19 protein-coding genes are annotated in these 25,886 nt (G+C 60.8%); 14 read left to right on the forward strand and 5 right to left on the reverse strand.

The features are described from left to right. Window positions 1-185 precede the first annotated feature (185 nt). Together aas and lplT are read left to right on the forward strand one after the other, a co-directional pair. Window positions 186-2,345, forward strand: coding sequence for a bifunctional acyl-ACP--phospholipid O-acyltransferase/long-chain-fatty-acid--ACP ligase (gene aas / locus SP68_RS04365; RefSeq protein ID WP_032733767.1), 2,160 nt, complete (start codon window positions 186-188; stop codon window positions 2,343-2,345). Beyond that, window positions 2,338-3,531 (forward strand): lysophospholipid transporter LplT, encoded by a 1,194-nt coding sequence (gene lplT / locus SP68_RS04370; protein ID WP_008806333.1) that lies wholly within the window; start codon window positions 2,338-2,340, stop codon window positions 3,529-3,531. Before aas ends, lplT begins: the two co-directional genes overlap by 8 nt. Before the next feature lie 104 nt (window positions 3,532-3,635). Here the strand turns inward: lplT and SP68_RS04375 are convergent, their stop codons facing one another. From SP68_RS04375 to SP68_RS29005, 5 genes are all read right to left on the reverse strand, one after another. Then, the gene (locus SP68_RS04375) at window positions 3,636-4,676 is read right to left on the reverse strand and encodes an NADP(H)-dependent aldo-keto reductase (RefSeq protein WP_008806332.1); all 1,041 of its coding nucleotides are present in this window, start codon (window positions 4,674-4,676) and stop codon (window positions 3,636-3,638) included. 220 nt (window positions 4,677-4,896) lie between these two features. Further along, window positions 4,897-5,115: a YgdI/YgdR family lipoprotein gene (locus SP68_RS04380; protein ID WP_002915974.1), complete on the reverse strand. Its 219-nt coding sequence runs from the start codon at window positions 5,113-5,115 to the stop codon at window positions 4,897-4,899. 123 nt (window positions 5,116-5,238) lie between these two features. After that, window positions 5,239-5,952 carry a TerC family protein gene (locus tag SP68_RS04385; RefSeq protein ID WP_004205441.1) on the reverse strand — a complete coding sequence of 238 codons (714 nt, stop codon included), beginning with the start codon at window positions 5,950-5,952 and terminating at the stop codon, window positions 5,239-5,241. A 63-nt stretch (window positions 5,953-6,015) separates the two neighbouring features. After that, window positions 6,016-6,711 carry a DNA mismatch repair endonuclease MutH gene (mutH, locus tag SP68_RS04390; RefSeq protein ID WP_008806331.1) on the reverse strand — a complete coding sequence of 232 codons (696 nt, stop codon included), beginning with the start codon at window positions 6,709-6,711 and terminating at the stop codon, window positions 6,016-6,018. A gap of 85 nt (window positions 6,712-6,796) precedes the next feature. Continuing rightward, window positions 6,797-6,940: a hypothetical protein gene (locus SP68_RS29005; RefSeq protein ID WP_012540652.1), complete on the reverse strand. Its 144-nt coding sequence runs from the start codon at window positions 6,938-6,940 to the stop codon at window positions 6,797-6,799. Window positions 6,941-7,393: 453 nt separating this feature from the next. Here SP68_RS29005 and rppH point away from each other — a divergent pair, with 453 nt between their 5' ends. From rppH to recD, 12 genes are all read left to right on the forward strand, one after another. Next, complete coding sequence (rppH, locus tag SP68_RS04395; protein ID WP_004205443.1) at window positions 7,394-7,924, forward strand: RNA pyrophosphohydrolase; 531 nt, start codon at window positions 7,394-7,396, stop codon at window positions 7,922-7,924. Window positions 7,925-7,936: 12 nt separating this feature from the next. Further along, window positions 7,937-10,183 (forward strand): phosphoenolpyruvate--protein phosphotransferase, encoded by a 2,247-nt coding sequence (ptsP, locus tag SP68_RS04400; protein WP_008806330.1) that lies wholly within the window; start codon window positions 7,937-7,939, stop codon window positions 10,181-10,183. Between the two features lie 245 nt (window positions 10,184-10,428). After that, window positions 10,429-11,304, forward strand: a complete 876-nt coding sequence (gene lgt, locus SP68_RS04405) for a prolipoprotein diacylglyceryl transferase (protein ID WP_002915934.1) — start codon at window positions 10,429-10,431, stop codon at window positions 11,302-11,304. A 6-nt stretch (window positions 11,305-11,310) separates the two neighbouring features. Further along, window positions 11,311-12,105: a thymidylate synthase gene (gene thyA / locus SP68_RS04410; RefSeq protein WP_008806329.1), complete on the forward strand. Its 795-nt coding sequence runs from the start codon at window positions 11,311-11,313 to the stop codon at window positions 12,103-12,105. A 188-nt stretch (window positions 12,106-12,293) separates the two neighbouring features. After that, window positions 12,294-12,845 carry a prepilin peptidase-dependent protein gene (locus SP68_RS04415; RefSeq protein ID WP_016161770.1) on the forward strand — a complete coding sequence of 184 codons (552 nt, stop codon included), beginning with the start codon at window positions 12,294-12,296 and terminating at the stop codon, window positions 12,843-12,845. Next, entirely contained in the window at window positions 12,842-13,399 is a 558-nt protein-coding gene (locus SP68_RS04420; protein WP_023298179.1) for a prepilin peptidase-dependent protein, read from the forward strand. Before SP68_RS04415 ends, SP68_RS04420 begins: the two co-directional genes overlap by 4 nt. Then, a complete protein-coding gene (locus SP68_RS04425) occupies window positions 13,396-13,803 on the forward strand; it encodes a DUF2509 family protein (RefSeq protein ID WP_032691242.1) in 408 nt (135 codons plus the stop codon). The genes SP68_RS04420 and SP68_RS04425 overlap by 4 nt, the downstream gene beginning before the upstream one ends. After that, window positions 13,788-14,111, forward strand: coding sequence for a prepilin-type N-terminal cleavage/methylation domain-containing protein (locus SP68_RS04430; protein ID WP_016161768.1), 324 nt, complete (start codon window positions 13,788-13,790; stop codon window positions 14,109-14,111). Before SP68_RS04425 ends, SP68_RS04430 begins: the two co-directional genes overlap by 16 nt. 12 nt (window positions 14,112-14,123) lie before the next feature. After that, window positions 14,124-17,501 (forward strand): exodeoxyribonuclease V subunit gamma, encoded by a 3,378-nt coding sequence (gene recC, locus SP68_RS04435; RefSeq protein WP_040968848.1) that lies wholly within the window; start codon window positions 14,124-14,126, stop codon window positions 17,499-17,501. A 120-nt stretch (window positions 17,502-17,621) separates the two neighbouring features. Then, complete coding sequence (gene ptrA / locus SP68_RS04440) at window positions 17,622-20,507, forward strand: pitrilysin (protein ID WP_032733765.1); 2,886 nt, start codon at window positions 17,622-17,624, stop codon at window positions 20,505-20,507. Next, the gene (recB, locus tag SP68_RS04445) at window positions 20,504-24,040 is read left to right on the forward strand and encodes an exodeoxyribonuclease V subunit beta (RefSeq protein ID WP_022064907.1); all 3,537 of its coding nucleotides are present in this window, start codon (window positions 20,504-20,506) and stop codon (window positions 24,038-24,040) included. The genes ptrA and recB overlap by 4 nt, the downstream gene beginning before the upstream one ends. Beyond that, the gene (recD, locus tag SP68_RS04450) at window positions 24,037-25,881 is read left to right on the forward strand and encodes an exodeoxyribonuclease V subunit alpha (protein WP_040968847.1); all 1,845 of its coding nucleotides are present in this window, start codon (window positions 24,037-24,039) and stop codon (window positions 25,879-25,881) included. The genes recB and recD overlap by 4 nt, the downstream gene beginning before the upstream one ends. The last annotated feature ends 5 nt before the right edge of the window (window positions 25,882-25,886 follow it).

Below are 25,886 nucleotides of genomic sequence, written 5' to 3' on the forward strand. Positions count from 1 at the left end.
GACAATCGAGATCCCAGAGGTATTGATAGGTGAGTTTCTTAGGTACGCTCTTCGTACTGAACGTCTTACACCGACCTGCGCGGATGCGCAGGTTTTTTTTATTCCGAAAATCTCCCCGCTGCACTGCTTTCCCATGCCTTCTCGTGTAACCTGCTTTGACTCATCACCGGTCACATGGAGTTGTTATGCTTTTGGGATTTTTCAGACTGCTGTTCAAGGGGTTATACCGGGTCAGACTGACCGGCGACACGCAGGCTTTATACCAGCAAAAGGTCTTAATTACCCCGAACCACGTCTCTTTCCTCGACGGCATTCTGCTGGCGCTGTTTTTGCCGGTCCGACCGGTTTTTGCGGTCTATACCTCAATCAGCCAGCGCTGGTTTATGCGCGCGCTGACGCCGATTATCGATTTTGTACCGCTGGACCCGACTAAACCGATGTCGATCAAACATCTGGTGCGGCTGATTGAACAGGGGCGACCGGTGGTAATCTTCCCGGAAGGGCGAATTTCGGTTAGCGGCTCGCTGATGAAAATTTATGACGGCGCCGCCTTTGTCGCCGCCAAATCGCAGGCGACCATCGTGCCGCTACGCATTGAAGGCGCCGAACTGACGCCCTTCAGCCGGCTGAAGGGGCTGGTGAAGCGTCGCCTGTTCCCGCGTATTCAGCTGCATCTGCTGCCGCCCACCCATCTGCCGATGCCCGAGGCGCCGCGCGCCCGCGACCGACGGAAAATCGCCGGGGAAATGCTGCATCAAATCATGATGGAAGCCCGGATGGCAGTGCGTCCGCGGGAAACCCTGTATGAATCGCTGCTGGCGGCACAGGACCGCTTCGGCGCGCGCAAACCCTGCGTGGAGGATATCAACTTCCAGCCGGATACCTATCGCAAGCTGCTGACCAAGACCCTGTTTGTCGCCCGCATTCTGGAAAAATACAGCCAGCGGGGCGAAAAGATTGGCCTGATGCTGCCTAACGCCGGCATCAGCGCGGCGGTGATTTTCGGCGCTATCGCCCGCGGGCGTATTCCGGCGATGATGAACTATACCGCCGGGGTGAAAGGGCTCAGCAGCGCGATAGCCGCCGCGGAAATCAACACTATTTTTACCTCACGCACCTTCCTCGATAAAGGCAAACTCTGGCATCTGCCGGAGCAGCTGACCCAGGTGCGCTGGGTATTCCTCGAAGATCTTAAAGGTGATATCACCCTCGCTGACAAACTATGGATTTTCGGACATCTGCTGGCGCCGCGTCTGGCGCAGGTTAAGCAGCAGCCGGAAGACGCGGCGATGATCCTCTTCACCTCCGGCTCGGAGGGCAATCCGAAAGGGGTGGTGCACAGCCATAAGAGCCTGCTGGCCAACGTCGAGCAGATCAAAACCATCGCCGACTTTACCGCCAACGACCGCTTTATGTCGGCGCTGCCGCTGTTCCACTCCTTTGGCCTCACCGTCGGTCTGCTGACGCCGCTGTTTACCGGGGCTGAAGTGTTTCTCTATCCCAGCCCGCTGCACTATCGCGTGGTGCCGGAGCTGGTCTACGATCGCAACTGCACGGTGCTGTTCGGTACCTCGACCTTCCTCGCCAACTATGCCCGCTTCGCTAATCCGTATGATTTCTACCGCCTGCGCTATGTGGTCGCCGGGGCGGAGAAACTGCAGGAGAGCACCAAACAGCTGTGGCAGGATAAATTCGGCCTGCGCATTCTCGAAGGCTATGGCGTGACCGAGTGCGCGCCGGTGGTATCGATTAACGTACCGATGGCGGCGAAGGTCGGCACCGTGGGCCGTATCCTGCCGGGGATGGACGCCCGCCTGCTGGCGATGCCAGGCATTGAGCAAGGGGGGCGACTGCAGCTAAAAGGGCCGAACATCATGAAAGGCTACCTGCGGGTGGAAAACCCCGGGGTGCTGGAAGCGCCAGCGGCGGAAAACCAGCACGGCGAGAAGGAAGCGGGCTGGTATGACACCGGCGATATCGTCACCTTCGACGAGCAGGGCTATGTTCGCATCCAGGGCCGCGCGAAGCGCTTTGCCAAAATCGCCGGCGAGATGATCTCCCTCGAGATGGTGGAGCAGGTGGCCCTCGGCGCGTCGCCGGACAAAATGCACGCCACGGCGATTAAGCAGGACGCCAGCAAAGGTGAGGCGCTGGTGCTGTTTACCACCGATAATGAACTGACTCGCGAAGCCCTGCTGCGCTACGCTCGCCAGCACGGAGTACCGGAGCTGGCGGTACCGCGAGATATACGCTGGCTGAAGCAACTGCCGGTGCTGGGCAGCGGCAAGCCAGACTATGTCACCCTGAAAAACATGGTCGACGAGGCGGAAACAACCCATGAGTGAGTCAGTACATACTAACCCTTCGCTGTACTCGAAAGGGATGCTGGCGGTGATCTGCGCCCAGTTCCTGTCGGCCTTCGGCGACAATGCGCTTCTCTTCGCCACACTGGCGCTGATGAAGCAGCTCTATTATCCGGAGTGGAGCCAGCCGGTCCTGCAGATGTTGTTTGTGGGCGCTTACATTCTTTTTGCTCCTTTTGTCGGCCAGTTTGCCGATAGCTTTGCCAAAGGCCGGGTGATGATGGTGGCCAACGGTCTGAAGCTGCTCGGCGCCGGCTGCATCTGCTTCGGTGTCAATCCGTTTATCGGCTATACGCTGGTGGGGATTGGCGCCGCCGCCTATTCGCCGGCCAAGTACGGCATTCTCGGCGAACTGACCACCGGCGATAAGTTGGTGAAGGCTAACGGACTGATGGAGTCCTCGACCATCGCGGCGATCCTGCTGGGCTCCATGGCCGGCGGGATCCTCGCCGACTGGCACGTGCTGGCGGCGCTGATCGTCTGCGCGCTGGTCTACGGCGGGGCGGTAGTGGCTAACCTGTGGATACCCAGGCTGCCGGCGGCGCGCCCGGGGCAGTCGTGGCGTTTTAAGCCAATGACGCACAGCTTCTTCAGCGCCTGCCGCACGCTGTGGCGCAACGGCGAAACCCGCTTTTCGCTGATGGGGACCAGCCTGTTCTGGGGCGCTGGCGTGACCCTGCGCTTCCTGCTGGTGATCTGGGTGCCGGTGGCGCTGGGCATTACCAGCAACGCCATGCCTACCTATCTTAATGCGATGGTGGCGGTGGGGATTGTGTTGGGGGCCGGGGCGGCCGCGAAGCTGGTGACCCTGGAGACGGTATCGCGCTGTATGCCGGCGGGAATATTGATCGGTATCGCGGTGATGGCCTTTGCGGTGCAGCAGTCGCTGCTGCCGGCGTTCGGTCTGCTGTTACTGCTCGGGGTGTTCGGCGGGTTCTTTATCGTACCGTTGAACGCGCTGCTGCAGGAGCGTGGGAAACATTCGGTCGGGGCAGGTAACGCCATTGCGGTACAGAACCTGGGCGAAAACGTGGCGATGCTGCTGATGCTGGGGCTCTATTCCCTGGCGGTGAGCGTGGGCGTTCCGCCGGTCGCCGTGGGGATAGGGTTTGGCGCGGTCTTTGCCGTGGCCATCGCCGCGCTGTGGGTCTGGGGGCGGCGTAAATAACCTCCCGGCTTGCGCTGCGCTTAACCGGGCGACGGGTTCACCAATGTCTGCTCTTCGGTAGCCCGGGTGGTGGCGTATACGCCGCTACCCGGGGCTTTGCTTTCTTACGGTGCCGGGTAGGTATAAACCTGATGCACCGCCTCAATCTCCGCTAATACCTCTTCACTCAGTTCAAGCTGCAAACTTTCCACGTTGGCCTGCAGCTGCGCCATGGTCGTCGCCCCCAGCAGGGTGCTGGCGACAAATGGCTGCCGACGCACAAAGGCCAGCGCCATTTGCGCCGGATCGAGGCCGTGGCGTTTGGCGATATCCACATAGGCCGCTACCGCTTTCTGCGACTGCTCGCTGCTGTAGCGCGTAAAGCGGCTGAACAGCGTGTTACGCGCCCCTGCCGGCTTCGCGCCGTTGAGATACTTCCCGGTCAGTGTGCCGAAAGCCAGGCAGGAGTAGGCCAGCAGCTCCACGCCTTCGAACTGACTCACTTCCGCGAGGCCGACTTCAAAGCTGCGGTTCAGCAGGCTGTAAGGATTCTGAATCGTCACGATCCGCGGCAGGTCGTGCTTATCCGCCAGGTGCAGATAACGCATCACGCCGAAGGCGGTTTCGTTCGACACGCCGATGTAGCGGATCTTCCCGGCGCGCTGGAACTCGGTCAGCGCTTCGAGGGTATCCAGCAGGGTCACGGCGGGCGCGGCATCAGCCCAGGTATAACCCAGCTTGCCAAAGCAGTTGGTTGGGCGCTGCGGCCAGTGTACCTGGTACAGGTCGAGGTAATCGGTCTGCAGCCGCTTCAGGCTGGCGTGCAGCGCCTCGCGGATATTTTTGCGGTCCAGGACGTGATTGGGCCGAATGCTGCTGTCGTTATTGCGCGCGGGCCCGCTAACTTTGGAGGCCAGCACCAGCTTTTCGCGATTGCCGCGTTTCGCCAGCCAGTTGCCGACGTAGGTTTCAGTCAGCCCCTGAGTTTCCGGGCGCGGCGGGACGGGGTACATTTCGGCGACATCGATCAGATTGATGCCGTTGGCGACCGCATAGTCGAGCTGCTGATGGGCATCAGCTTCGCTGTTCTGCTCGCCAAAGGTCATGGTCCCCAGCCCGAGGGTGCTGATTTCAAGTGAACTGTGTGGGATACGGTGATACTGCATAGCCAGCTTCCTTTTTATTTATAAGGTCAGGCATTCCCCGACAAAGGAGTATCAACATGGCAGAGGGTGAGAAAAAGAGGAAGTAAAAAATCAAAAAAGCCGGGTGACGAGGAGGGGCGGTGGGTGGAACCCGCGGCGTCCTGGTGTGTCCCGACTCTTCTCAAAAGACTGGTTGTCGGTAAGCGCAGCGTCAACAGAGGCTGGGGCCGACGGGGAAAGATTAACGCTTAATGATTTGCGAAACGTCGTCACGATTGATCTGCATTTTATTACCCTGCTGATCTTCGTAACTGATTAAACCGGTATCGTCATCCACGGTAGGTTTACCGTCGGTCAGGATCATTCGCCCATCTTTGGTCGCCATGACGTAATCGCTGCTGCAACCGGAAACCGAGAACGCCAGTCCTACGGCGGAAATCAATACTGCCCATTTTTTCATCGTCATCACCTCTTGAGTAGCTGCACCCCATACCCGTCTATTAATAGCCTGATTTGTGAGACATAAAAAGCAGTAAAGTCTGAAAAAGGGTTGCAGCCTGTGACCAGGCTGCAATTTTGTGGTTTACAGCGGGTTTTTCTTATTACGCAGCAGGTTAAGGCTCTCCACCGCAATAGAGAAGAACATGGCGAAATAGATGTATCCCTTCGGCACATGAACGTCGAAACTTTCCAGCATCAGGGTAAAGCCGACGAGGATCAGAAACGACAGCGCCAGCATTTTCACCGAAGGATGGCGGTCAACAAAATCGCCGATAGGTCGCGCGGCGAACATCATCACCCCCACCGCAATCACCACCGCCGCCATCATGATGAACAGATGATCCGACAGGCCGACGGCGGTGATCACTGAATCGAGGCTAAAGATGATATCCAGCAGCATGATCTGCACGATAGCGCCGAGAAAGGAGTGGACGTTGGTCTTCAGCCCCTCTTCTTCACCTTCGATAGATTCATGGATCTCTTTACTGGCTTTCCAGATAAGGAATAGCCCACCGAGCAGCAAGATCAGGTCGCGAAACGAAATCTCCTGACCGAGGACGGTGAAGAGCGGGTTGGTCAGTTTCACTACCCAGGCGATAGAGGCCAGCAGCGCCAGGCGCATGACCATCGCGCCCATCAAACCGATCCGTCGCGCGTGGGCGCGCTGGGCGGTGGGGAGCTTGGCCACGACCAGAGAGAGAAAAATAATATTATCGATCCCGAGCACGATCTCCAGCAGCGTCAACGTGCCCAGCGCCAGCCAGGCGTTAGGATCGGTTATCCATGCAAATAACATTGTTCAAAGTCCTGCAAAATAGAAAGCAGCAATTATATGCAAGCCCTAACGCAGAACAAAAAATTAATCGTGTTGTAACAAGAAATGGCGGGCGAGCAGGGCGGCGGTAAAATTCTTTTTCAGGTAAAAGCCGCGCGGCAGCGTCAGGATCGTCTCCCCGTGCGCGCCGATGGCCTCGGTCAGCGCCTTGCTGTTGGCGGCTTTCGGTCTTAACTGCAGCACCTCGCCATGGCGGGCGGTAATGCGCTCAACTTCGCCCAGAACAATGAGATCCATCAGCTCCTCCCAGTCCATGCGCAGCTGGCGCTCCTCGTCTTCGTCCGGACTCCAGAGCAGTGGTGCGCCGACGCGCCGTGCCGCCAGCGGAATGGTGCGCTCACCCTCCACCGGGATCCACAGGACGCGCTGCAGCTTATGCCGCACATGGCTGCTCTCCCAGGTGACGCCGCTATTGCCGGTTAACGGGGCGACACAGACGAAGGTGGTCTCCAGCGGACGCCCCCGGCTGTCGATGGGGATCGTTTTGAGCTCGACCCCCAGCGCGGCGAAATCCTGCTCGGGTTTACTGCCTGCGCTGGCGCCCAGCCACAGCTCCAGCAGAATGCCCGTCCAGCCTTTATCGCGTTTCAGATCGCGCGGAATGGGGATCCCGGCCAGCGCCGCCAGCTCGCCCAGCGAATAGCCAGCCAGCTGACGGGCCTGGGCCAGCAACTGTTCCTGACTTTGCGGCGGCGAGGAGAGAGGGGCGATAGTGGGCATAGGGCGCTACCTTTGGCTAAAAAATGAGCGCTATTTTTGCGCGTTGTGGATAGAGTTTACCGTTTTCTGAGTAACTATACCAATGTCATGATTTATATGAGTTTTTAAACTTATTGCGCCGCGGGTGAAAACCGTGAAAACAGGTTTTCCAGAACTGGTCACTGACAATAAACAGGATCTTACACCATGTTATCCACAGAAAATTGGGATAACTGGGGAAAAGCCTCACTACTGGTTCGATTTACAGCCTTGACGTGCGACGAAAATCGAAATTTTAGAGAAAACCTGCCCGCGGTCTGCGCGTAATCTGTGGATAAAATCGACATTGCTCGATCTTTCATCAGTCAGCGGATCGCATATGTGATGATCGTCACGTTACGTTGTAATAAATGAAAGGAATATATTCTAACTTGATGAATATGCTATCATTATTTTAAGGTGTTAGCGGTGCGATGTTCAGATTACTCCGGGTTTTCCCGGGGTAATTCCGTACTTCTTCACAACTCTATCCACAGAAAAAGTGAATAAAATAGGGCCTAAGCCGCATTCGTTGTTTATAACTCTGGCCATTACTGTGAGTTATTCAAATGTTATCCGTTCTCAGTGTGCGAACAGAGTGGTTTACCGTTTCCGGCGAGTGTGAAACAATCATTCACATTGAAGCTTATCTTGAGGTAGTCCGGTGATTGATGACGATGGCTACCGCCCAAATGTCGGTATTGTAATCTGTAATCGTCAGGGCCAGGTCATGTGGGCCCGGCGCTATGGTCAGCACTCGTGGCAGTTCCCGCAAGGGGGCATAAATCCAGGAGAATCCGCAGAGCAGGCGATGTATCGGGAATTGTTTGAAGAGGTCGGGTTAAGCCGTAAAGATGTGCGGATCCTTGCCTCAACCCGTAACTGGCTGCGTTACAAGTTGCCTAAACGTTTGGTGCGTTGGGACACAAAGCCGGTTTGTATCGGCCAGAAACAAAAGTGGTTTCTTTTGCAGTTGATCGGCAACGATGCGGACATCAATATGCAAACCAGCAGTACACCAGAATTTGATGGTTGGCGCTGGGTGAGTTACTGGTACCCGGTCCGCCAGGTGGTGTCGTTCAAGCGCGACGTCTACCGCCGGGTGATGAAAGAGTTCGCCAGCGTGACCATGTCGCTGGCGGAGAGTGCACCTAAGCCGCAAAGCGCGCCTGCTTATCGACGTAAAAGAGGTTAAGCCACGCACATTATGCTCACTCGGTTGCGAGAAATAGTCGAGAAGGTCGCGAGTGCGCCGCGTTTAAACGAGGCGCTGGATATTCTGGTGACGGATGTCTGCCAGGCGATGGAGACGGAAGTCTGCTCGGTTTACCTGGCTGACAATGACCGACGCTGCTATTACCTGATGGCCACCCGCGGGTTAAAAAAACCTCGCGGGCGCACCGTTGCGCTGGCGTTCGATGAAGGCCTGGTGGGTCTGGTTGGCCGCCTGGCGGAGCCCATCAACCTCGCCGATGCGCAAAAACACCCCAGCTTCAAATATATCCCTGCCGTCAAAGAGGACCGCTTCCGCGCCTTCCTTGGCGTGCCGATCATTCAGCGCCGCCAGCTGTTGGGCGTGCTGGTGGTCCAGCAGCGCGAGCTGCGTCAGTTTGATGAAAGCGAAGAGTCTTTCCTCGTCACCCTCGCCACCCAGATGGCGGCGATCCTCTCCCAGTCCCAGCTGAACGCCCTGTTCGGCCAGTATCGTCAGACGCGCATTCGCGCCCTCCCGGCCTCTTCCGGGGTGGCGATCGCCGAGGGCTGGATGGACGTCAGCCTGCCGCTGATGGAGCAGGTGTATGAAGCCTCGACGCTGGACACCGCCTCGGAACGCGAACGCCTGACCGGCGCGCTGGAAGAGGCGGCTAACGAATTTCGTCGCTACAGCAAACGCTACGCTGCCGGCGCGCAAAAAGAGACGGCGGCGATCTTCGATCTTTACTCGCACCTCCTCTCCGACGCCCGCCTGCGTCGCGAGCTGTTTGCCGAAGTCGACAAAGGCGCGGTGGCCGAGTGGGCGGTCAAAAAGATCATTGAGAAGTTCGCCGAACAGTTTGCCGCGCTCAGCGACGGTTATCTGAAAGAGCGGGCCGGCGATCTGCGTACCCTGGGTCAGCGTCTGCTGTTCCATCTCGACGACAGCATTCAGGGGCCCAACACCTGGCCGGCGCGCATTATCCTCGTGGCGGACGAGCTGTCGGCCACCACCCTCGCCGAAGTGCCGCAGGATCGTCTGGTCGGTGTGGTGGTGCGCGATGGCGCCGCCAACTCCCATGCCGCCATTATGGTACGCGCCCTCGGGATCCCGACGGTGATGGGCGCCGATATCCAGCCCTCTCTGCTGCATGGCCATACGCTGATTGTCGATGGCTATCGCGGTGAGCTGCTGGTGGATCCCGAACCTGTCCTGTTGCAGGAATATCAGCGCCTTATTAGCGAAGAGAACGAGCTCAGCCGCCTGGCGGAGGACGATCTCCAGCGCGCGTCGGAGCTGAAAAGCGGCGAGCGGGTGAAAGTCATGCTCAACGCCGGCTTAAGCCCGGAGCACGAAGAGAAGCTCGGCAGCTTTGTTGACGGCATTGGCCTCTACCGTACCGAAATTCCCTTTATGCTGCAGAGCGGCTTCCCCTCTGAAGAGGAGCAGGTCGCCCAGTATCAGGGCATGCTGCAGATGTTTAACAGCAAACCGGTGACCCTGCGTACCCTGGACATCGGCGCGGATAAACAGCTGCCGTATATGCCGATCAGCGAAGAGAACCCGTGCCTCGGCTGGCGCGGGATCCGCATCACCCTCGATCAGCCGGAGATCTTTTTGATCCAGGTGCGGGCGATGCTGCGCGCCAACGCCGCCACCGGCAACCTCAGCATTTTGCTGCCGATGGTGACCAGTCTGGAGGAGGTGGATGAGGCCCGTCGGCTGATCGACCGCGCCAGCCGGGAAGTGGAAGAGATGATCGGCTACGCCATCCCACGTCCGCGCCTGGGGGTGATGCTGGAGGTCCCGTCGATGGTCTTTATGCTGCCGCAGCTGGCCAGTCGGATCGATTTTATCTCGGTAGGGACGAACGACCTGACCCAGTACCTGCTGGCCGTCGACCGCAACAATACCCGGGTCGCCAGCATGTATGACAGCCTGCATCCAGCGGTATTGCGGGCGCTGGCGATGATCGCCCATGACGCGGAGCGCTTTGGCATCGATCTGCGACTGTGCGGCGAGATGGCGGGCGACCCGATGTGCGTGACGATCCTTATCGGCCTCGGTTATCGCCATCTGTCGATGAACGGCCGCTCGGTGGCGAGGGTGAAATATCTGCTGCGCCGCATTGATATCGAAGAGGCGCAGGAGCTGTCGCGTCGCAGCCTTGATGCCCAGATGACCGCTGAGGTGCGCCATCAGGTGGCGGCCTTTATGGAGCGTCGCGGTCTCGGCGGCCTGATCCGCGGCGGGCGGTAGCGGTAGCCCGGGTGAGGCGTAAGCCGTAACCCGGGGATCCTCTGCTCGCACCATCCGGCAAAATAGGGTACCGCCGGGAAAACGGCATTCTGTTAGCATCCGTATACATATCTTTTACACGTTCGGCGCGGATCGCACTCCAGGCTTATGCTATGATTCGCCTCCTTCGGCGTGCCCGTTTTTATCGGGCATAGATCATCACCGCTGTCCACTTTCGGCGGAATAACAAGTCTTTATGGTGACAGATGAATAGTGGCTACCTGCATTTTCCGGAGTTCGATCCGGTCATTTTTTCTCTAGGCCCGGTCTCCCTCCACTGGTACGGTTTGATGTACCTGGTGGGCTTTGTCTTTGCGATGTGGCTGGCCACCCGTCGGGCGAATCGTCCGGGCAGCGGCTGGACGAAAAATGAAGTGGAAAACCTGCTCTACGCGGGCTTCCTCGGCGTCTTCCTGGGCGGCCGTATCGGCTACGTGCTGTTTTACAACCTGCCGGTATTTCTTGCCGATCCGCTGTATCTGTTCCGCGTCTGGGACGGCGGCATGTCGTTCCACGGCGGCCTGATCGGCGTGATCCTGGTGATGATTATCTTCGCCAGACGCACCAAACGCACCTTCTTCCAGGTCTCCGATTTTATCGCGCCGCTGATCCCGTTTGGCCTTGGCGCCGGACGTCTGGGCAACTTCATCAACGGTGAGCTGTGGGGCCGCGTGGACCCGAGCTTCCACTACACGATGATTTTCCCGGGCTCCCGTGCCGAAGACCTGGCGCTGCTGCCGACGCATCCGGAATGGCAATCGCTGTTCGATACCTACGGCGCGCTGCCGCGTCACGCGTCGCAGCTGTACGAGCTGGCGCTGGAAGGCGTGGTGCTGTTCCTGATCCTGAACCTGTTTATCCGTAAACCGCGCCCGACCGGCTCCGTTTCCGGTCTGTTCCTGATTGGCTACGGCCTGTTCCGCATCATCGTGGAATTCTTCCGCCAGCCCGACGCCCAGTTCACCGGCGGCTGGGTGCAGTACATCAGCATGGGGCAGATTCTTTCGATCCCGATGGTGCTTGCGGGTATCATCATGATGGTTTGGGCTTACCGCCATCGTCCGCAGCAACAGAATTCTTGAGGAACCATGAAACAGTATCTTGATTTGATGCAGAAAGTGCTCACCGAGGGCACGCCAAAAAATGACCGCACCGGCACTGGCACGATCTCTATTTTCGGCCATCAGATGCGTTTTAACCTGCAGGAAGGCTTCCCGCTGGTGACCACCAAGCGCTGTCATTTACGCTCCATCATCCATGAACTGCTGTGGTTCCTGCAGGGCGACACCAACATCGCCTATCTGCACGACAACAACGTCACCATCTGGGACGAGTGGGCAGATGAAAATGGCGACCTGGGGCCGGTCTACGGCAAACAGTGGCGTTCCTGGCCTGCGCCGGACGGTCGTCATATCGACCAGATCACCACGGTGATGAACCAACTGAAAAACGACCCGGACTCCCGCCGGATCATCGTCTCGGCGTGGAACGTCGGCGAGCTGGATAAAATGGCGCTGGCGCCGTGCCACGCCTTCTTCCAGTTCTACGTCGCCGACGGCAAGCTCTCCTGCCAGCTGTATCAGCGCTCCTGCGACGTATTCCTCGGCCTGCCGTTTAACATCGCCAGCTACGCGCTGCTGGTGCATATGGTGGCGCAGCAGTGCGATCTGCAGGTCGGTGATTTCGTCTGGACCGGCGGCGACACCCATCTGTACAGCAACCATCTTGAGCAGACCAACCTGCAGTTGAGCCGCGAACCGCGTCCGCTGCCGAAGCTGGTCATCAAACGCAAACCGGCGTCGATTTTCGACTACCGTTTTGAAGACTTCGAGATTGAAGGTTACGATCCGCACCCGGGCATTAAAGCGCCGGTGGCGATTTAACCCCCCCTGCAGAGATGATCAACCGGCGCCCGATGGCGCCGGTTTTTTTATGCCTTTTGCACCATCAGAATGGAGGCTATCTCCATAGCCACAGGGATAAGGTCGCTTCAGCCTGCCCACTGCCCCCCCGGCGGTTGCGGTGGGCGAAGTTGGGTAGACGCTCGCAAAAAAATGTTCCTCTGTCGAGTATGCAAACCTTTTTTGCGTATCTGGCCGGGAAAGCTATTTTCCGTCGTCGCGCCAGGGTCAACCGCCGCGGCATACTCGACGCCATGAACAGAGAACATGGCTACACCCTGATGGAAACCCTGGTAACGCTGACACTGATGATGATCCTCAGCGTCGGCGGCCTGTACGGCTGGCAGCGCTGGCAGCAGCAGCAACAACTGTGGCAAACCGCCGTCCAGGTGCGGGATTTTCTGCTCTTTCTGCGCGATGACGCCAACGCGTACAACCGGGACCGCGTGCTTCGCGTCGGCCAGGACGAAGTGGGCTGGTGCCTGAGCGCGGAGGGGGAGGGGCCGGAATGCGCCTCGGGGACATCCTTCACGCTGCGCCCGCGCTGGCCGGGGATCACGCTGGCTGGCGTTACGCCTGGTCTGGGGTTTTATGGTCTGCGCAGCACCGCCTGGGCGGGGAATCTGCGGTTGCAGAGCGCGGCCGGCAGCTGGAGCATTGTGATCTCACACTGGGGGCGGATTCGTTTATGCCGCAGCGACAGCGCAGGAGGGTGTCAGTGAACAGTCGAGGATTTTCCCTGGCGGAGGCGCTTATCGCCATGGCCATCGGCTCGCTGCTGCTGATGGGGGCCTGCCGTTTTCTGCCTGCCCTGCAGCGTCATATTCTGCGCCAGGGCGAACAGCTGGCCCTGGAGAACGAGCTGTGGCAGCGCGTGCATGCCGTGGGAAAACATCTCCAGCGCGCCGGGTACTGCCGGGGAGCGTGCGGCGGAGCCGGGCTGGAGCTAGCCGCTGATGGCGAGTGTCTGATTGTGCGCTGGGATGCGAACAGCAACGGGAGATGGGAAACCTCCCCCGCGGCAGCGGCGGAGAGCACCGGCTTTCGCCTGCGCGACGGCGCGCTGGAGACCTTGCGCGGGGCCAGCGACTGCCGCGGGGGCGGATGGGAGAAAATCACCAACCCGGCCGCCATCGTGGTGACGCGCTTCTCGGTACAACGTCAGGTCACCTCGGGCTTCGCGCCGGAGCTGAGCGTGACGCTGGCGGCGCGCTCCGCGCAACAGAGGGGCCTGACGAGCGAGGTTGAGCAGCGGGTGACGGGGTATAACCTGTGAGCCGTCAGCGTGGAATGTCGTCGCTGCTGATGGTGCTCCTGTTGCTGACCCTCGGCAGCCTGTTACTCGAGGGGCTTAACCTGCAGCAGCGGGCGCTGCTGGCGCAAACCGCCAGCGAAACGCAGGCGATCCGCGATACGGCGATAGCCCATTCGGCGCTGCAGTGGGGAAAACAACAGGCCTGGTCGGCGCAGCTGCCGCTGGCCTGCCGGGAGCAGACGCCGCAGGGCTGGCGTGCCTGCCTGCGTATCTTCGGCGACGGTTCACTGTTGCTCAGCAGCGCCAGCGGCGAGGTGCAGGTCTGGCAGTCCGGCGAGGTGCGCGGCGGGCAGGTGCGTTTTTCCGCCCACGGCTGGAGCGATTTTTGCCCGCTCAGGGAGGCGAGCTTATGTCAAATGCCCTGAAGCATCAGCGGGGGTTTAGCCTGCCGGAGACCGTGCTGGCGATGGCGCTGATGGTGCTGACGGTCACCGCGCTGGGCGGCTATCAGCGCGGAATGGCGCAAGGAATTGTCCAGTTGAACCAGACCCGTCAGCTGTGGCGGGACGCGTGGCGCTATAGCCAGCTCTCCGCGCCGCCCTCGCCGGAACACGGGCAGGTAAGCCGTATGCAGACATCGACGCAAAGATGTGTCAGCATCACGGTAACGATCAGTAGGCCCGTTGCAAAGCGGGTGCAGATGACCCGGCTGCATTGCCCGGTTAGTCAGTAGTCAGGAGCAATTATGTTAAGGGTATACCACTCAAACCGGCTGGATGTTCTCGAGGCGTTGATGGAATTTATCGTCGAGCGCCAGCGGCTGGATGACCCTTTTCAGGCCGAAATGGTGCTGGTGCAGAGTACCGGTATGGCGCAGTGGCTGCAGATGACCCTGGCCTCGCGCTTCGGAATTGCCGCCAATATCGAGTTCCCGCTGCCGGCGAGCTTTATCTGGGACATGTTCGTGCGCGTCCTGAAAGATATTCCTGGCGAAAGCGCCTTCAGCAAGCAGAGCATGAGCTGGAAGCTGATGACCCTCCTGCCGCAGCACCTGGAGGAAGACGATTTTATCTTGCTGCGCCAGTATCTGAGCGATGACGGCGACAAGCGCAAACTGTTTCAACTCGCCGCCCGGGTGGCGGACCTCTATGACCAGTACCTCGTCTATCGCCCGGAGTGGCTGATGCGCTGGGAGGCCGGCCAGCGGGTGGAAGGTCTCGGCGATGCCCAGCAGTGGCAGGCGCCGCTGTGGCAGGCGCTGGTGAGCTATACCGCCGAGCTGGGGCAACCGCAGTGGCACCGCGCCAATCTCTACCAGCGCTTTATCAGTACCCTGGAAAAAGCGGACGAACCGCCCGCCGGGCTGCCGTCGCGCGTCTTCATCTGCGGGATTTCCGCGCTGCCGCCGGTCTATCTTCAGGCCCTGCAGGCGCTGGGTAAGCATGTCGATGTCTACGTATTGTTTACCAACCCCTGCCGCTACTACTGGGGAGACATTAAGGATCCGGCGTTCCTGGCGAAGCTGCTGTCGCGCCAGCGGCGCCATCACCGCGAGGCGCGCGCGCTACCCCTGTTTCGCGACACCGAGCAGGCGCCGGGGTTGTTTAATGACGCTGGGGAACAGGATGTCGGCAACCCGTTGCTCGCCTCCTGGGGCAAACTGGGGCGCGATTATATCTACCTGTTGGCGGGGCTGGAGCGCTATGAGGAGCTGGACGCCTTTGTCGATATTGCCCCCGATAACCTGTTGCATAACCTGCAATCGGATATCCTCGAACTGCGCAACGCGGCGGTGGCCGGGCAGAGCGCAGAGGCGTTCGCCCACAGTCGCGACAAACGTCCGCTGGCGCTGGATGACCGCAGCCTGAGCATTCACGTCTGCCACAGTCCGCAGCGCGAAGTGGAGGTTCTGCACGATCGGCTACTGGCGATGCTGGAGGCGGATCCGACGCTCACCCCGCGGGATATCATCGTCATGGTGGCGGATATCGACAGCTACAGTCCCTATATTCAGGCGGTGTTTGGCGCGGCCAGCGGCGATCGCTGGTTGCCGTGGGCGATCTCCGACCGTCGCGCCCGCGAGTCGCACCCGGTGCTGCAGGCGTTTATCACGCTGCTCTCGCTGCCGGACAGCCGCTTCGCCAGCGAAGATGTGCTGGCGCTGCTGGACGTGCCGGTGCTGGCGGCGCGCTTTAATATCACGGAAGAAGGGCTGCGCTACCTGCGCCAGTGGGTGAACGAGTCCGGCGTCCGCTGGGGAATGGATGACGACAACGTCCGCGAGCTGGACCTGCCTGCGACCGGGCAGCATACCTGGCGGTTCGGCCTCACCCGTATGCTGTTGGGCTACGCCATGGACAGCCGCGAGGGAGAGTGGCAGTCGGTGCTGCCGTATGACGAATCCAGCGGTTTGATCGCCGAACTGGTGGGCAACCTCGCGTCGCTGCTGATGCAGCTTAATCTGTGGCGACGCGGCCTTGCCCAGCAGAGGCCGCTGGCGGAGTGGCTGCCGGTCTGTCGCGATCTGCTGAATGACTTTTTCCTGCCGGACAGCGAGACCGAAGCGGCGCTGGCACTGATTGAGCAACAATGGCTGGCGGTTATTGATAGCGGTCTGGAAGCACAGTATGGCGACCAGGTGCCGCTGACGCTACTGCGCGATGAGCTGGCCCAGCGTCTCGATCAGCAGCGGATCAGCCAGCGCTTTCTTGCTGGCCCGGTCAACATCTGCACCCTGATGCCGATGCGCTCTATTCCTTTCAAAGTGGTTTGCCTGCTGGGGATGAACGACGGGGTTTATCCGCGAACGCTACCGCCGCTGGGCTTTGATTTAATGAGCCAGAAGCCGCAGCGCGGCGACCGCAGCCGGCGCGATGATGACCGCTATCTGTTCCTCGAAGCGCTGATGTCCGCCGAACAGACGCTGTATATCAGCTATATCGGACGTTCGATCCAGGACAACAGCGAGCGCTTTCCTTCGGTGCTGGTGCAGGAGCTGGTGGATTACATTGGCCAGAGCCACTGTCTTGCTGGCGACGAAGAGCTTGACTGCGACGCCAGCGAAGCCCGGGTCAAAGCCTATATCACCCATCTGCATACGCGCATGCCGTTCGACGTCGCTAATTTCCAGGAAGACGAGAACAAGAGCTACGCTCGTGAATGGCTGGCCGCCGCCGGCCAGCAGGGAGAGGCGCATAGCGATTTTATACAGCCGCTCACCGCGCCGCCGATTGACAGCCTGCCGTTCGAGCAGCTCTTACGCTTCTGGCAGCACCCGGTTCGCGCGTTCTTTCAGCAGCGTTTGCGGGTCAATTTCCGCGCCGAAGAGGACGATATTCCAGACGACGAGCCCTTCACTCTTGAAGGGCTGAGCCGTTATCAACTGAATCAGCAACTGCTCAATACGCTTATCGAGGAGCAGGACGACTCAGCCATGTTCCGCCGCTTCCGCGCCGCCGGCGAGCTGCCGTATGGCGCCTTTGGCGAGCTGGTCTGGGAGACGCAGCGCCTGGAGATGCAGGCTCTGGCCGAGCGGGTGATGGCCGAGCGCCAGCAGGCGCAGAGTATGGAGATCGATCTGCAGTGCGGCGGCGTGAACCTGACCGGCTGGCTGCAGCAGGTGCAGCCGGACGGTCTGCTGCGCTGGCGGCCTTCGCTGCTGAGCGTCTCCCAGGGGATGCAACTTTGGCTGGAACACCTTGTCTACTGTGCCAGCGGCGGCACCGGCGAGAGCCGGCTGTTTGTGCGGAAAGAGGGAGAGTGGCGCTTCCCGGCGCTGGCGCCCGCCGAGGCGCAGGCGTACCTTAATGCGCTGGTGGATGGCTATTTGCTGGGGATGTCGCAGCCGCTGCTGCTGCTGCCGGAAAGCGGTGGCGCCTGGCTGAAAGCCTGTTACGACGCCGAAAAGGATGTCATCTTAATGGACGAAGAGACGCAGCAGAAAGCGCGGAGCAAATTCCTGCAGACCTACGAAGGTAATATGGTGGTCAGCGGGGAGGGCGCCGATATCTGGTATCAACGCCTGTGGCGTTCGCTGGAGCCGGCGCATTACGAAGAAATTATTGCTCAGACGCAGCGTTATCTGTTACCGCTATATCGTTACCATCAGTCCACACAAATTTAAATAGTATAAAAATTGCGCAGTGAATGGCGGTTCATTTATTATGCGCAACGTATCACGGACTGATGGACATAAAAGGCTGCACGCTGTGCAGCGCAAGTTTGTTAATGATGAGGTTCGTGAATGCCCCGCAGTTTATGGTTCAAGGTTTTTGTTGTGCTGGCCGCCCTCTGGGCGCCGTTTAGTCAGGCCGACACCGGATGGCAGCCGATTCAGGAGACGATCCGCAAAAGCGAAAAAGATACGCGTCAGTATCAGGCGATCCGCCTTGATAACGACATGGTCGTGCTGCTGGTTTCCGATCCGCAGGCGGTGAAATCGCTGTCGGCGCTGGTGGTGCCGGTGGGATCCCTGCAGGATCCGGCCGATCATCAGGGGCTGGCGCATTTTCTGGAACATATGACGCTGATGGGGTCGCAAAAATATCCCCAGCCTGACAGCCTTGCAGAGTTTCTTAAACTGCACGGCGGCAGCCATAACGCCAGCACCGCGCCTTACCGCACCGCGTTTTATCTCGAAGTGGAAAATGATGCGCTGGACGGGGCCGTAGACCGCCTGGCCGACGCCATCGCCGCGCCGCTGCTGGATAAAAAATATGCCGACCGCGAACGTAACGCGGTCAACGCCGAGCTGACGATGGCCCGGACGCGAGACGGGATGCGCATGGCCCAGGTCAGCGCGGAGACCATCAACCCGGCCCACCCGGCGGCCCACTTCTCCGGTGGTAACCTCGAGACGCTCAGCGATAAGCCCGGCAGCCCGGTACTTGATGCGCTGCATACCTTCCGCGATAGCTGGTACTCCGCCAACCTGATGAAAGCGGTGATCTACAGCAACAAGCCGTTGCCGGCGCTGGCGCGGATGGCTGCTGACACCTTTGGCCGCGTGCCGAATCGTCAGATCAGCAGGCCGGAAATTACCGTCCCGGTGGTAACGGATGCGCAAAAAGGCATCATTATTCACTATGTGCCGGCGATGCCGCGCAAAGTGCTGCGCGTCGAGTTTCGCATCGACAACAACAGCGATCGCTTCCGCAGCAAAACCGATGAGCTGGTCACCTATCTCATCGGCAACCGCAGCCCGGGCACGCTCTCCGACTGGCTGCAAAAGCAGGGGCTGGCGGAAGGTATCCGCGCCGATTCCGATCCGGTGGTAAACGGCAACAGCGGCGTACTGGCGATCTCTGCCACCCTCACCGATAAAGGCCTGGCGCACCGCGACGAAGTGACGGCGGCCATTTTCAGCTATCTCGACCTCCTGCGTACTCAGGGCATCGACAAACGGTACTTCGATGAACTGGCGCATGTGCTGGCGCTGGATTTCCGCTATCCGTCGATCAACCGCGACATGGACTACGTGGAATGGCTGGCGGATACCATGATCCGGGTGCCGGTCGAGCATGCGCTGGACGTGGTGAATATTGCCGACCAGTACGACCCGCAGGCGATCAAAGACCGGCTGGCGATGATGACCCCACAGAACGCCCGTATCTGGTATATCAGCCCCCAGGAGCCGCATAACAAGACGGCCTATTTTGTCGATGCGCCGTATCAGGTGGATAAGATTAGCGAGCAGACGTTCGCTGACTGGCAGCAAAAATCGCAGGCCATCCAGCTGCAGCTGCCGGTGCTCAACCCCTATATTCCGGATGATTTCACCCTCATCAAAAGCGATAAAGCCTGGCCGCATCCGCAGCTGATCCTTGATGAACCGACGCTGCGGGTGGTGTATGCCCCGAGCCAGTATTTTGCCAGCGAGCCGAAGGCGGATATCTCCCTGGTGCTGCGTAATCCCCAGGCGATGGACAGCGCTCGCCGGCAGGTGATGTTTGCCCTCAACGATTATCTCGCCGGCATCGCCCTCGATCAGCTCAGTAACCAGGCGGCGGTCGGCGGCATTTCGTTCTCCACCGGCGCTAATAACGGATTAATGGTTAATGCCAACGGCTATACCCAGCACCTTCCGGCACTGTTCAGCGATCTGTTGCAGGGATACTTCAGCTATACGCCGACCGAGGAGCAGCTGGAGCAGGCCAAATCCTGGTATGCGCAGATGATGGACTCCGCCGAGAAAGGCAAAGCCTACGATCAGGCGATAATGCCGATCCAGATGGTCTCCCAGGTGCCGTACTTCCAGCGCGAAGTGCGCCGGGCGCTGCTGCCCTCCATCACCCTTAAAGAGGTGCTCGACTACCGCGCCAACCTGAAAACCAAGGGGCGTCCTGAACTGATGGTGATCGGCAATATGACCTCCGATGCCGCCACGACGCTGGCCCGCCAGATCCAGCAGCAGCTGGGCGCCGACGGCAACGAATGGTGCCGTAATAAAGACGTGGTGGTGAACCGGCAGCAGCTGGCGATCTTCAACAAAGCGGGCAACAGCACCGACTCCGCGCTGGCCGCGGTGTTCGCGCCGCCCAACGTGGATGAGTTCAGCAGCACCGCCGCCAGCACCCTGCTGGGGCAGATTATTCAGCCGTGGTTCTACAACCAGCTGCGTACCGAAGAGCAGCTCGGCTATGCGGTCTTTGCCTTCCCGATGAACGTGGGGCGCCAGTGGGGCATGGGCTTCCTGCTGCAGAGTAGCGATAAGCAGCCGGCCTTCCTCTGGCAGCGGTTCCAGGCCTTCTTTCCCACCGCGGAGGCGAAGCTGCGGGCGATGAAGCCGGAAGAGTTTGCTCAGCTCCAGCAGGCGGTGATAAGCCAGATGCTGCAGGCGCCGCAGACGCTGGGCGATGAAGCCTCGAAACTGAGCAAAGATTTCGATCGCGGTAATATGCGTTTTGATTCACGTGATAAAGTAGTGGCTCAGATTAAACTGCTGACGCCGCAAAAACTTGCCGACTTCTTCCATCAGACGGTGGTGGATCCGCAGGGCATGACGATATTGTCCCAGATTTCCGGTAGCCAGAATGGCAAAGCGGACTATGCCCAGCCGAAAGGCGGCAAAGTGTGGGAAAACGTCAGCGCATTGCAGCAATCCTTACCCCTGATGCGAGAGAATGAATGACCGACACCGCTGAGTCTTTGGATCCCCTGCGCTTGCCCCTGAGGGGCGAGCGCCTGATAGAAGCCTCTGCGGGCACCGGAAAAACCTTTACCATCGCCGCGCTGTATCTGCGGCTGCTGCTGGGGCTGGGCGGCGAGTCCGCCTATTCCCGCGCTATCAGCGTTGAAGAGCTGCTGGTGGTGACCTTTACCGAGGCGGCGACCGAAGAGCTGCGCGGGCGTATCCGCAGCAACATCCACGAACTGCGCATCGCCTGCCTGCGCGGCGAATCCGACAATCCGCTCTACAGCGCGCTGCTGGCGGAGATCGATGATAAAGACGACGCCGCGAAGACGCTGCTGCTGGCTGAACGGCAGATGGACGAGGCGGCGGTATTCACCATCCACGGCTTTTGCCAACGGATGCTGAGCCTTAACGCCTTCGAGTCGGGCATGCTGTTCGAGCAGCAACTGATCGAGGATGAATCCCGCCTGCGCTATCAGGCCTGCGCTGACTTCTGGCGCCGCCACTGCTATCCGCTGACCCGCGATATCGCGGCGGTGATCCACGACGTCTGGAAAGGGCCGCGCGATCTGCTGAAGTCTCTTGACCGCTGGCTGCAGGGCGAAGCGCCGCAGCTTAAGTCGCCGCCGGCCCCCGACGAGACGCTGGCTGAACGCCATCAGCAGATCATCGCCCGCATTGACTCGCTCAAGCAGCAGTGGCGCGAGCAGGTGGGCGAGATCGAAGGCGTGCTGGAAAATTCCGGGCTCGACCGGCGGAAATACAATCGTGGCAACCAGGGCAAATGGCTTGAGAAAGTGAACGCCTGGGCGCAGGAAGAGACGTTAAGCTACCAGCTGCCCGACGCGCTGGAGAAATTTGCCCAGTCGTTTCTGCTCGAGCGCACCAAAGCCGGTGGCGAACCACCCGTGCATCCCCTGTTTAGCGCCGTGGAGTCGCTGCTGGCCTCCTCGCTGACGCTCACCGATCTGGTGCTGGCGAGAGCGATGGTCGAGATCCGCGATGCGGTCGCCCGCGAAAAGCGCCGCCGCGGCGAGCTGGGGTTTGACGATATGCTCAGCCGGCTTGACGAGGCGCTGCGCGGCGACAGCGGCGAGGCGCTGGCCAGCGCCATTCGCCAGCGTTTTCCGGTGGCGATGATCGACGAATTTCAGGACACCGACCCCCAGCAGTACCGGATTTTTCGCCGCATCTGGCGCCAGCAGCCGGAGACGGCGCTGCTGCTGATCGGCGATCCGAAGCAGGCCATCTACGCCTTTCGCGGCGCCGATATCTTTACCTATATGAAAGCGCGCGGCGACGTTGCCGCGCACTACACCCTCGATACCAACTGGCGCTCCTCGCCGGGCATGGTGGGCAGCGTCAATCGGCTGTTCAGCCTCAGCGATAACCCCTTCATGTTCCGCGAGATCCCGTTTCTGCCGGTGAAGGCGGCGGCAAAGAATCAGGGGCTGTGCTTTACCGTTGACGCGGCGGACGTACCGGCGATGAACGTCTGGCTGATGCCCGGCGACACCGTCGGGTCTGGCGATTATCAAACGTTTATGGCGCAGCTCTGCGCCACGCAGATCCGCGACTGGCTGAGCGCCGGGCAGCAGGGGCGCGCGCTGCTGTGGCGCGGGGAAACCTCGCGCCCGGTGCAGGCCTCGGATATCACCGTGCTGGTGCGCAACCGGCTGGAGGCGGCGCAGGTGCGTGAAGCGCTGCAGACGCTGGGCATCCCCTCGGTCTACCTCTCTAACCGCGACAGCGTTTTTGAGACGCTGGAGGCCCAGGAGCTGCTCTGGCTGCTGCAGGCGGTGCTGGCCCCGGAGCGGGAAAATACCCTGCGCAGCGCGCTGGCGACCTCGATGTTTGGCCTGACCGCGCTGGATATTGAAAACCTGAACCAGGATGAGCAGGCGTGGGACGCGCTGGTGGAAGAGTTCAGCGACTACCGCCAGATCTGGCGTCAGCGCGGAGTGATGCCGATGCTGCGGGCGTTGATGACGGCCCGGCATATCGCCGAGAATCTGCTGGCGACCCGCGGCGGCGAGCGGCGCTTAACCGACATTCTGCATATCAGCGAACTGCTGCAGGAGGCGGCCAGCCAGCTGGAAAGCGAGCATGCCCTGGTGCGCTGGCTGGCGCAGCATATCGCCGAGCCGGACAGCAACGCCGCCAGCCAGCAGATGCGTCTCGAAAGCGATAAGCACCTCGTGCAAATTGTCACCATTCACAAGTCAAAAGGGCTGGAGTACTCCCTGGTCTGGCTGCCGTTTATCGCCCGGTTTCGTAAACAGGACCAGGCGTTCTACCACGATCGCGAGACGTTCGCGGCGGTACTGGATCTGGGCCAGGATGAGGCCAGTCTCGAGCTGGCGGAGGCGGAACGGCTGGCGGAAGATCTGCGCCTGCTATACGTCGCCCTGACCCGTGCGGTCTGGCACTGCAGCCTCGGCGTGGCGCCGCTCAGCAGCCGGAAATCCGGCAACAGCGATTTCCACCTCAGCGCGCTGGGGCGGCTGTTGCAGGCGGGCGAAGCCATGGACGCCGCCGGGCTGGCCGCGCGGCTGGCGGACTTCTGTCATGGCGATATTGCATTACAGAGACCGGGCGAGCTGGATCTGACCCCGTGGCAGGCGCCCGCGGCGACCATCCCCCCGCTGTCGGCGCGCGAGCTGCAGCGCCGCATCGCCGACGACTGGCGGGTGACCAGCTACTCCGGACTGCAACAGCATGGTTTCAGCGGCGGGCAGGATCTGCTGCCGCGTCTGGATGTCGATGCCGCCGGCGTCGGCGAAGTCGTGGAAGAGCCGCAGCTGACTCCGCACCAGTTTCCGCGCGGCGCCGCGCCGGGGACCTTCCTGCACAGCCTGTTTGAGGAGCTGGACTTCACCCAGCCGGTGCCGGAAGGGTGGATGGCGGAGAAGCTGCAGCTGAGCGGGTTTGACGCGCAGTGGGCGCCGGTGCTGACCGACTGGCTGGGGGGCGTGCTGAAGACTCGCCTGCCGGGAGCGGATATTGCGCTCAATCAGCTTGCGGCGCGGGATAAACAGGTGGAGATGGCGTTTTATCTGCCTATCGCTCAGCTGCTGACGGCGGAGCGCCTTGACGCGCTTATCCGCCAGTACGATCCCCTCTCCGCCGACACGCCACCGCTGGATTTCCGCCAGGTGCGTGGCATGCTGAAGGGCTTTATCGATCTGGTCTTCCGCCACGAAGGCCGTTATTACCTGCTGGATTACAAATCCAACTGGCTGGGGGAAGACCGCGAGGCCTACACCCGGCCGGCAATGGAGCAGGCGATGCGTGCCCACCGCTACGATCTGCAGTATCAGTTGTACAGCCTGGCGCTGCACCGCTATCTGCGCCACCGGCTGGCCGATTATGACTATGACCGCCACTTCGGCGGCGTGATTTATCTTTTCCTGCGCGGCATGGACGGGCAGGAGGGGGGGCAGGGGATCTTCACCACCCGGCCGGTGAGACCGCTGATTGACGGTCTGGATCAGCTTTTTGCCGGAGAAACTCAGGAGGAGACCTCATGACTTTCGAACAATTACTGCTGGCGGCGGTGGAGCAGCGTCTGCTGCGGCCGCTGGACGTCCAGTTTGCCCTGATGGTGGCGCAAAACGACCCGCCGGCGGTCATGCTGGCGGCGGCCTTGCTGAGCCGGGATGCTGGCGAGGGGCACGTTTGCCTGCCGCTGTCGCGGTTGAGCGGCGACGAGGTGCTGAGCGGAAAAGCGGGGGAGATCCGCGATCGGCTGCTGGCCGAAGCCGGCGCGCCGGAGGACTGGCCCGCGCTACTGCTCGCTTCGTCGGCAGTGAGCTGCGGCGATGCTCCGGCGCCGATGATTTTATGCGGCGACCGGCTCTATCTGAACCGGATGTGGCGCAACGAGCTGACCGTCGCCCGCTTCTTTAACGAAGCCAACCGGGTGCTGGAGATGGATGAGGCGCGGCTGGCGTCAACGCTAAATGCGCTGTTTCCCGCCACTGGCGAAACCGACTGGCAAAAAGTGGCCGCGGCGGTGGCGCTGACCCGCCGTATCTCGGTGATCTCCGGTGGTCCCGGGACCGGGAAAACCACCACCGTGGCGAAGCTTCTGGCGGCGCTGATCCAGATTGACGACAGTCCACGCTGTCGTATTCGCCTGGCGGCACCGACGGGGAAAGCGGCGGCGCGCCTGACCGAATCGCTGGGCGCGGCGCTGAGAAAGCTGCCGCTGACCGACGCGCAGAAAGCGTTAATTCCCACCGAGGCCAGCACGCTGCATCGTCTGCTGGGCGCCCAGCCCGGCAGCCAGCGCATGCGCTATCACGCCGGCAACCCGCTGCATCTGGACGTGCTGGTGGTGGATGAAGCCTCGATGATTGACCTGCCGATGATGTCGCGGCTTATCGACGCGCTGCCGGCCCACGGGCGGGTGATTTTCCTCGGCGATCGCGACCAGCTGGCCTCCGTGGAAGCGGGGGCGGTGCTGGGGGATATCTGCGCCTGGGCGAGCTCGGGTTACACTGCCGCGCGGGCGCAGGAGCTGACCCGGCTGACCGGTTCGCCGGTGCCGGCGGGCGAGGGGACTATCGCTGGCGCGCTGAGAGACAGTTTGTGCCTGCTGCAAAAGAGCTATCGCTTCGGCAGTCACTCTGGTATCGGGAGCCTGGCGCGGGCGGTGAATGCTGGCGCGCGCGCGGAGGTGAAGGCCACGCTGCGCCAGCCGTTTGACGATATCGCGCTTCATCCCCTCAGCACGACTGAAGAGTACGAGGCCATGCTCGGCGCGGCCCAGCAGGGCTATGAACGCTACCTGCAACTGCGCCGCGAGCGGGCCGAACCGCAGGCCATGCTGGCCGCTTTCAGCGAATTCCAGCTGCTGTGCGCGCTGCGTGAAGGGCCGTACGGCGTGAGCGGCGTCAATGAGAGGCTGGAGCAGCGGCTCAACCGCCAGCGGGCGATCGCCCTGCCGCGCCACTCCCGCTGGTATGACGGCCGACCGATCATGATATCGCGCAACGACAGCGCGCTGGGGCTGTTTAACGGCGATATCGGCATAGCGCTGGAGCGCAACGGCGAGCTGCGGGTGTGGTTCCTGATGCCCGACGGCACCATCAAGTCGGTGCAACCGAGTCGCCTGCCGGAGCATGATACCGCCTGGGCGATGACCGTGCATAAATCGCAGGGCTCCGAGTTCGAACATGCGGCGCTGATCCTGCCGGCGCGCAGCGTCCCGCTGGTGACCCGCGAACTGGTCTACACGGCGATCACCCGCGCGAAAAAGCGATTGTCGCTCTATGCCGACGAGCAGGTGCTCTCCCAGGCCATTGTGACGCGCACCGAGCGGCGCAGCGGCCTGGCGGAGATTTTCGCCGGGCGCGAAGCCCCCTGAGAGGC

Source organism: Klebsiella variicola (assembly GCF_000828055.2).
Taxonomy (GTDB): Bacteria; Pseudomonadota; Gammaproteobacteria; order Enterobacterales; family Enterobacteriaceae; genus Klebsiella; species Klebsiella variicola.

Excerpts from the sequence above, each read along its gene's own strand:
- aas (WP_032733767.1), top strand. The coding sequence starts at position 186 with ATGCTTTTGGGATTTTTCAGACTGCTGTTCAAGGGGTTATACCGGGTC.
- lplT (WP_008806333.1), top strand. The coding sequence starts at position 2,338 with ATGAGTGAGTCAGTACATACTAACCCTTCGCTGTACTCGAAAGGGATG.
- SP68_RS04375 (WP_008806332.1), bottom strand. The coding sequence starts at position 4,676 with ATGCAGTATCACCGTATCCCACACAGTTCACTTGAAATCAGCACCCTC.
- SP68_RS04380 (WP_002915974.1), bottom strand. The coding sequence starts at position 5,115 with ATGAAAAAATGGGCAGTATTGATTTCCGCCGTAGGACTGGCGTTCTCG.
- SP68_RS04385 (WP_004205441.1), bottom strand. The coding sequence starts at position 5,952 with ATGTTATTTGCATGGATAACCGATCCTAACGCCTGGCTGGCGCTGGGC.
- mutH (WP_008806331.1), bottom strand. The coding sequence starts at position 6,711 with ATGCCCACTATCGCCCCTCTCTCCTCGCCGCCGCAAAGTCAGGAACAG.
- ptsP (WP_008806330.1), top strand. The coding sequence starts at position 7,937 with ATGCTCACTCGGTTGCGAGAAATAGTCGAGAAGGTCGCGAGTGCGCCG.
- lgt (WP_002915934.1), top strand. The coding sequence starts at position 10,429 with ATGAATAGTGGCTACCTGCATTTTCCGGAGTTCGATCCGGTCATTTTT.
- thyA (WP_008806329.1), top strand. The coding sequence starts at position 11,311 with ATGAAACAGTATCTTGATTTGATGCAGAAAGTGCTCACCGAGGGCACG.
- SP68_RS04415 (WP_016161770.1), top strand. The coding sequence starts at position 12,294 with ATGCAAACCTTTTTTGCGTATCTGGCCGGGAAAGCTATTTTCCGTCGT.
- SP68_RS04430 (WP_016161768.1), top strand. The coding sequence starts at position 13,788 with ATGTCAAATGCCCTGAAGCATCAGCGGGGGTTTAGCCTGCCGGAGACC.
- recC (WP_040968848.1), top strand. The coding sequence starts at position 14,124 with ATGTTAAGGGTATACCACTCAAACCGGCTGGATGTTCTCGAGGCGTTG.
- ptrA (WP_032733765.1), top strand. The coding sequence starts at position 17,622 with ATGCCCCGCAGTTTATGGTTCAAGGTTTTTGTTGTGCTGGCCGCCCTC.
- recB (WP_022064907.1), top strand. The coding sequence starts at position 20,504 with ATGACCGACACCGCTGAGTCTTTGGATCCCCTGCGCTTGCCCCTGAGG.
- recD (WP_040968847.1), top strand. The coding sequence starts at position 24,037 with ATGACTTTCGAACAATTACTGCTGGCGGCGGTGGAGCAGCGTCTGCTG.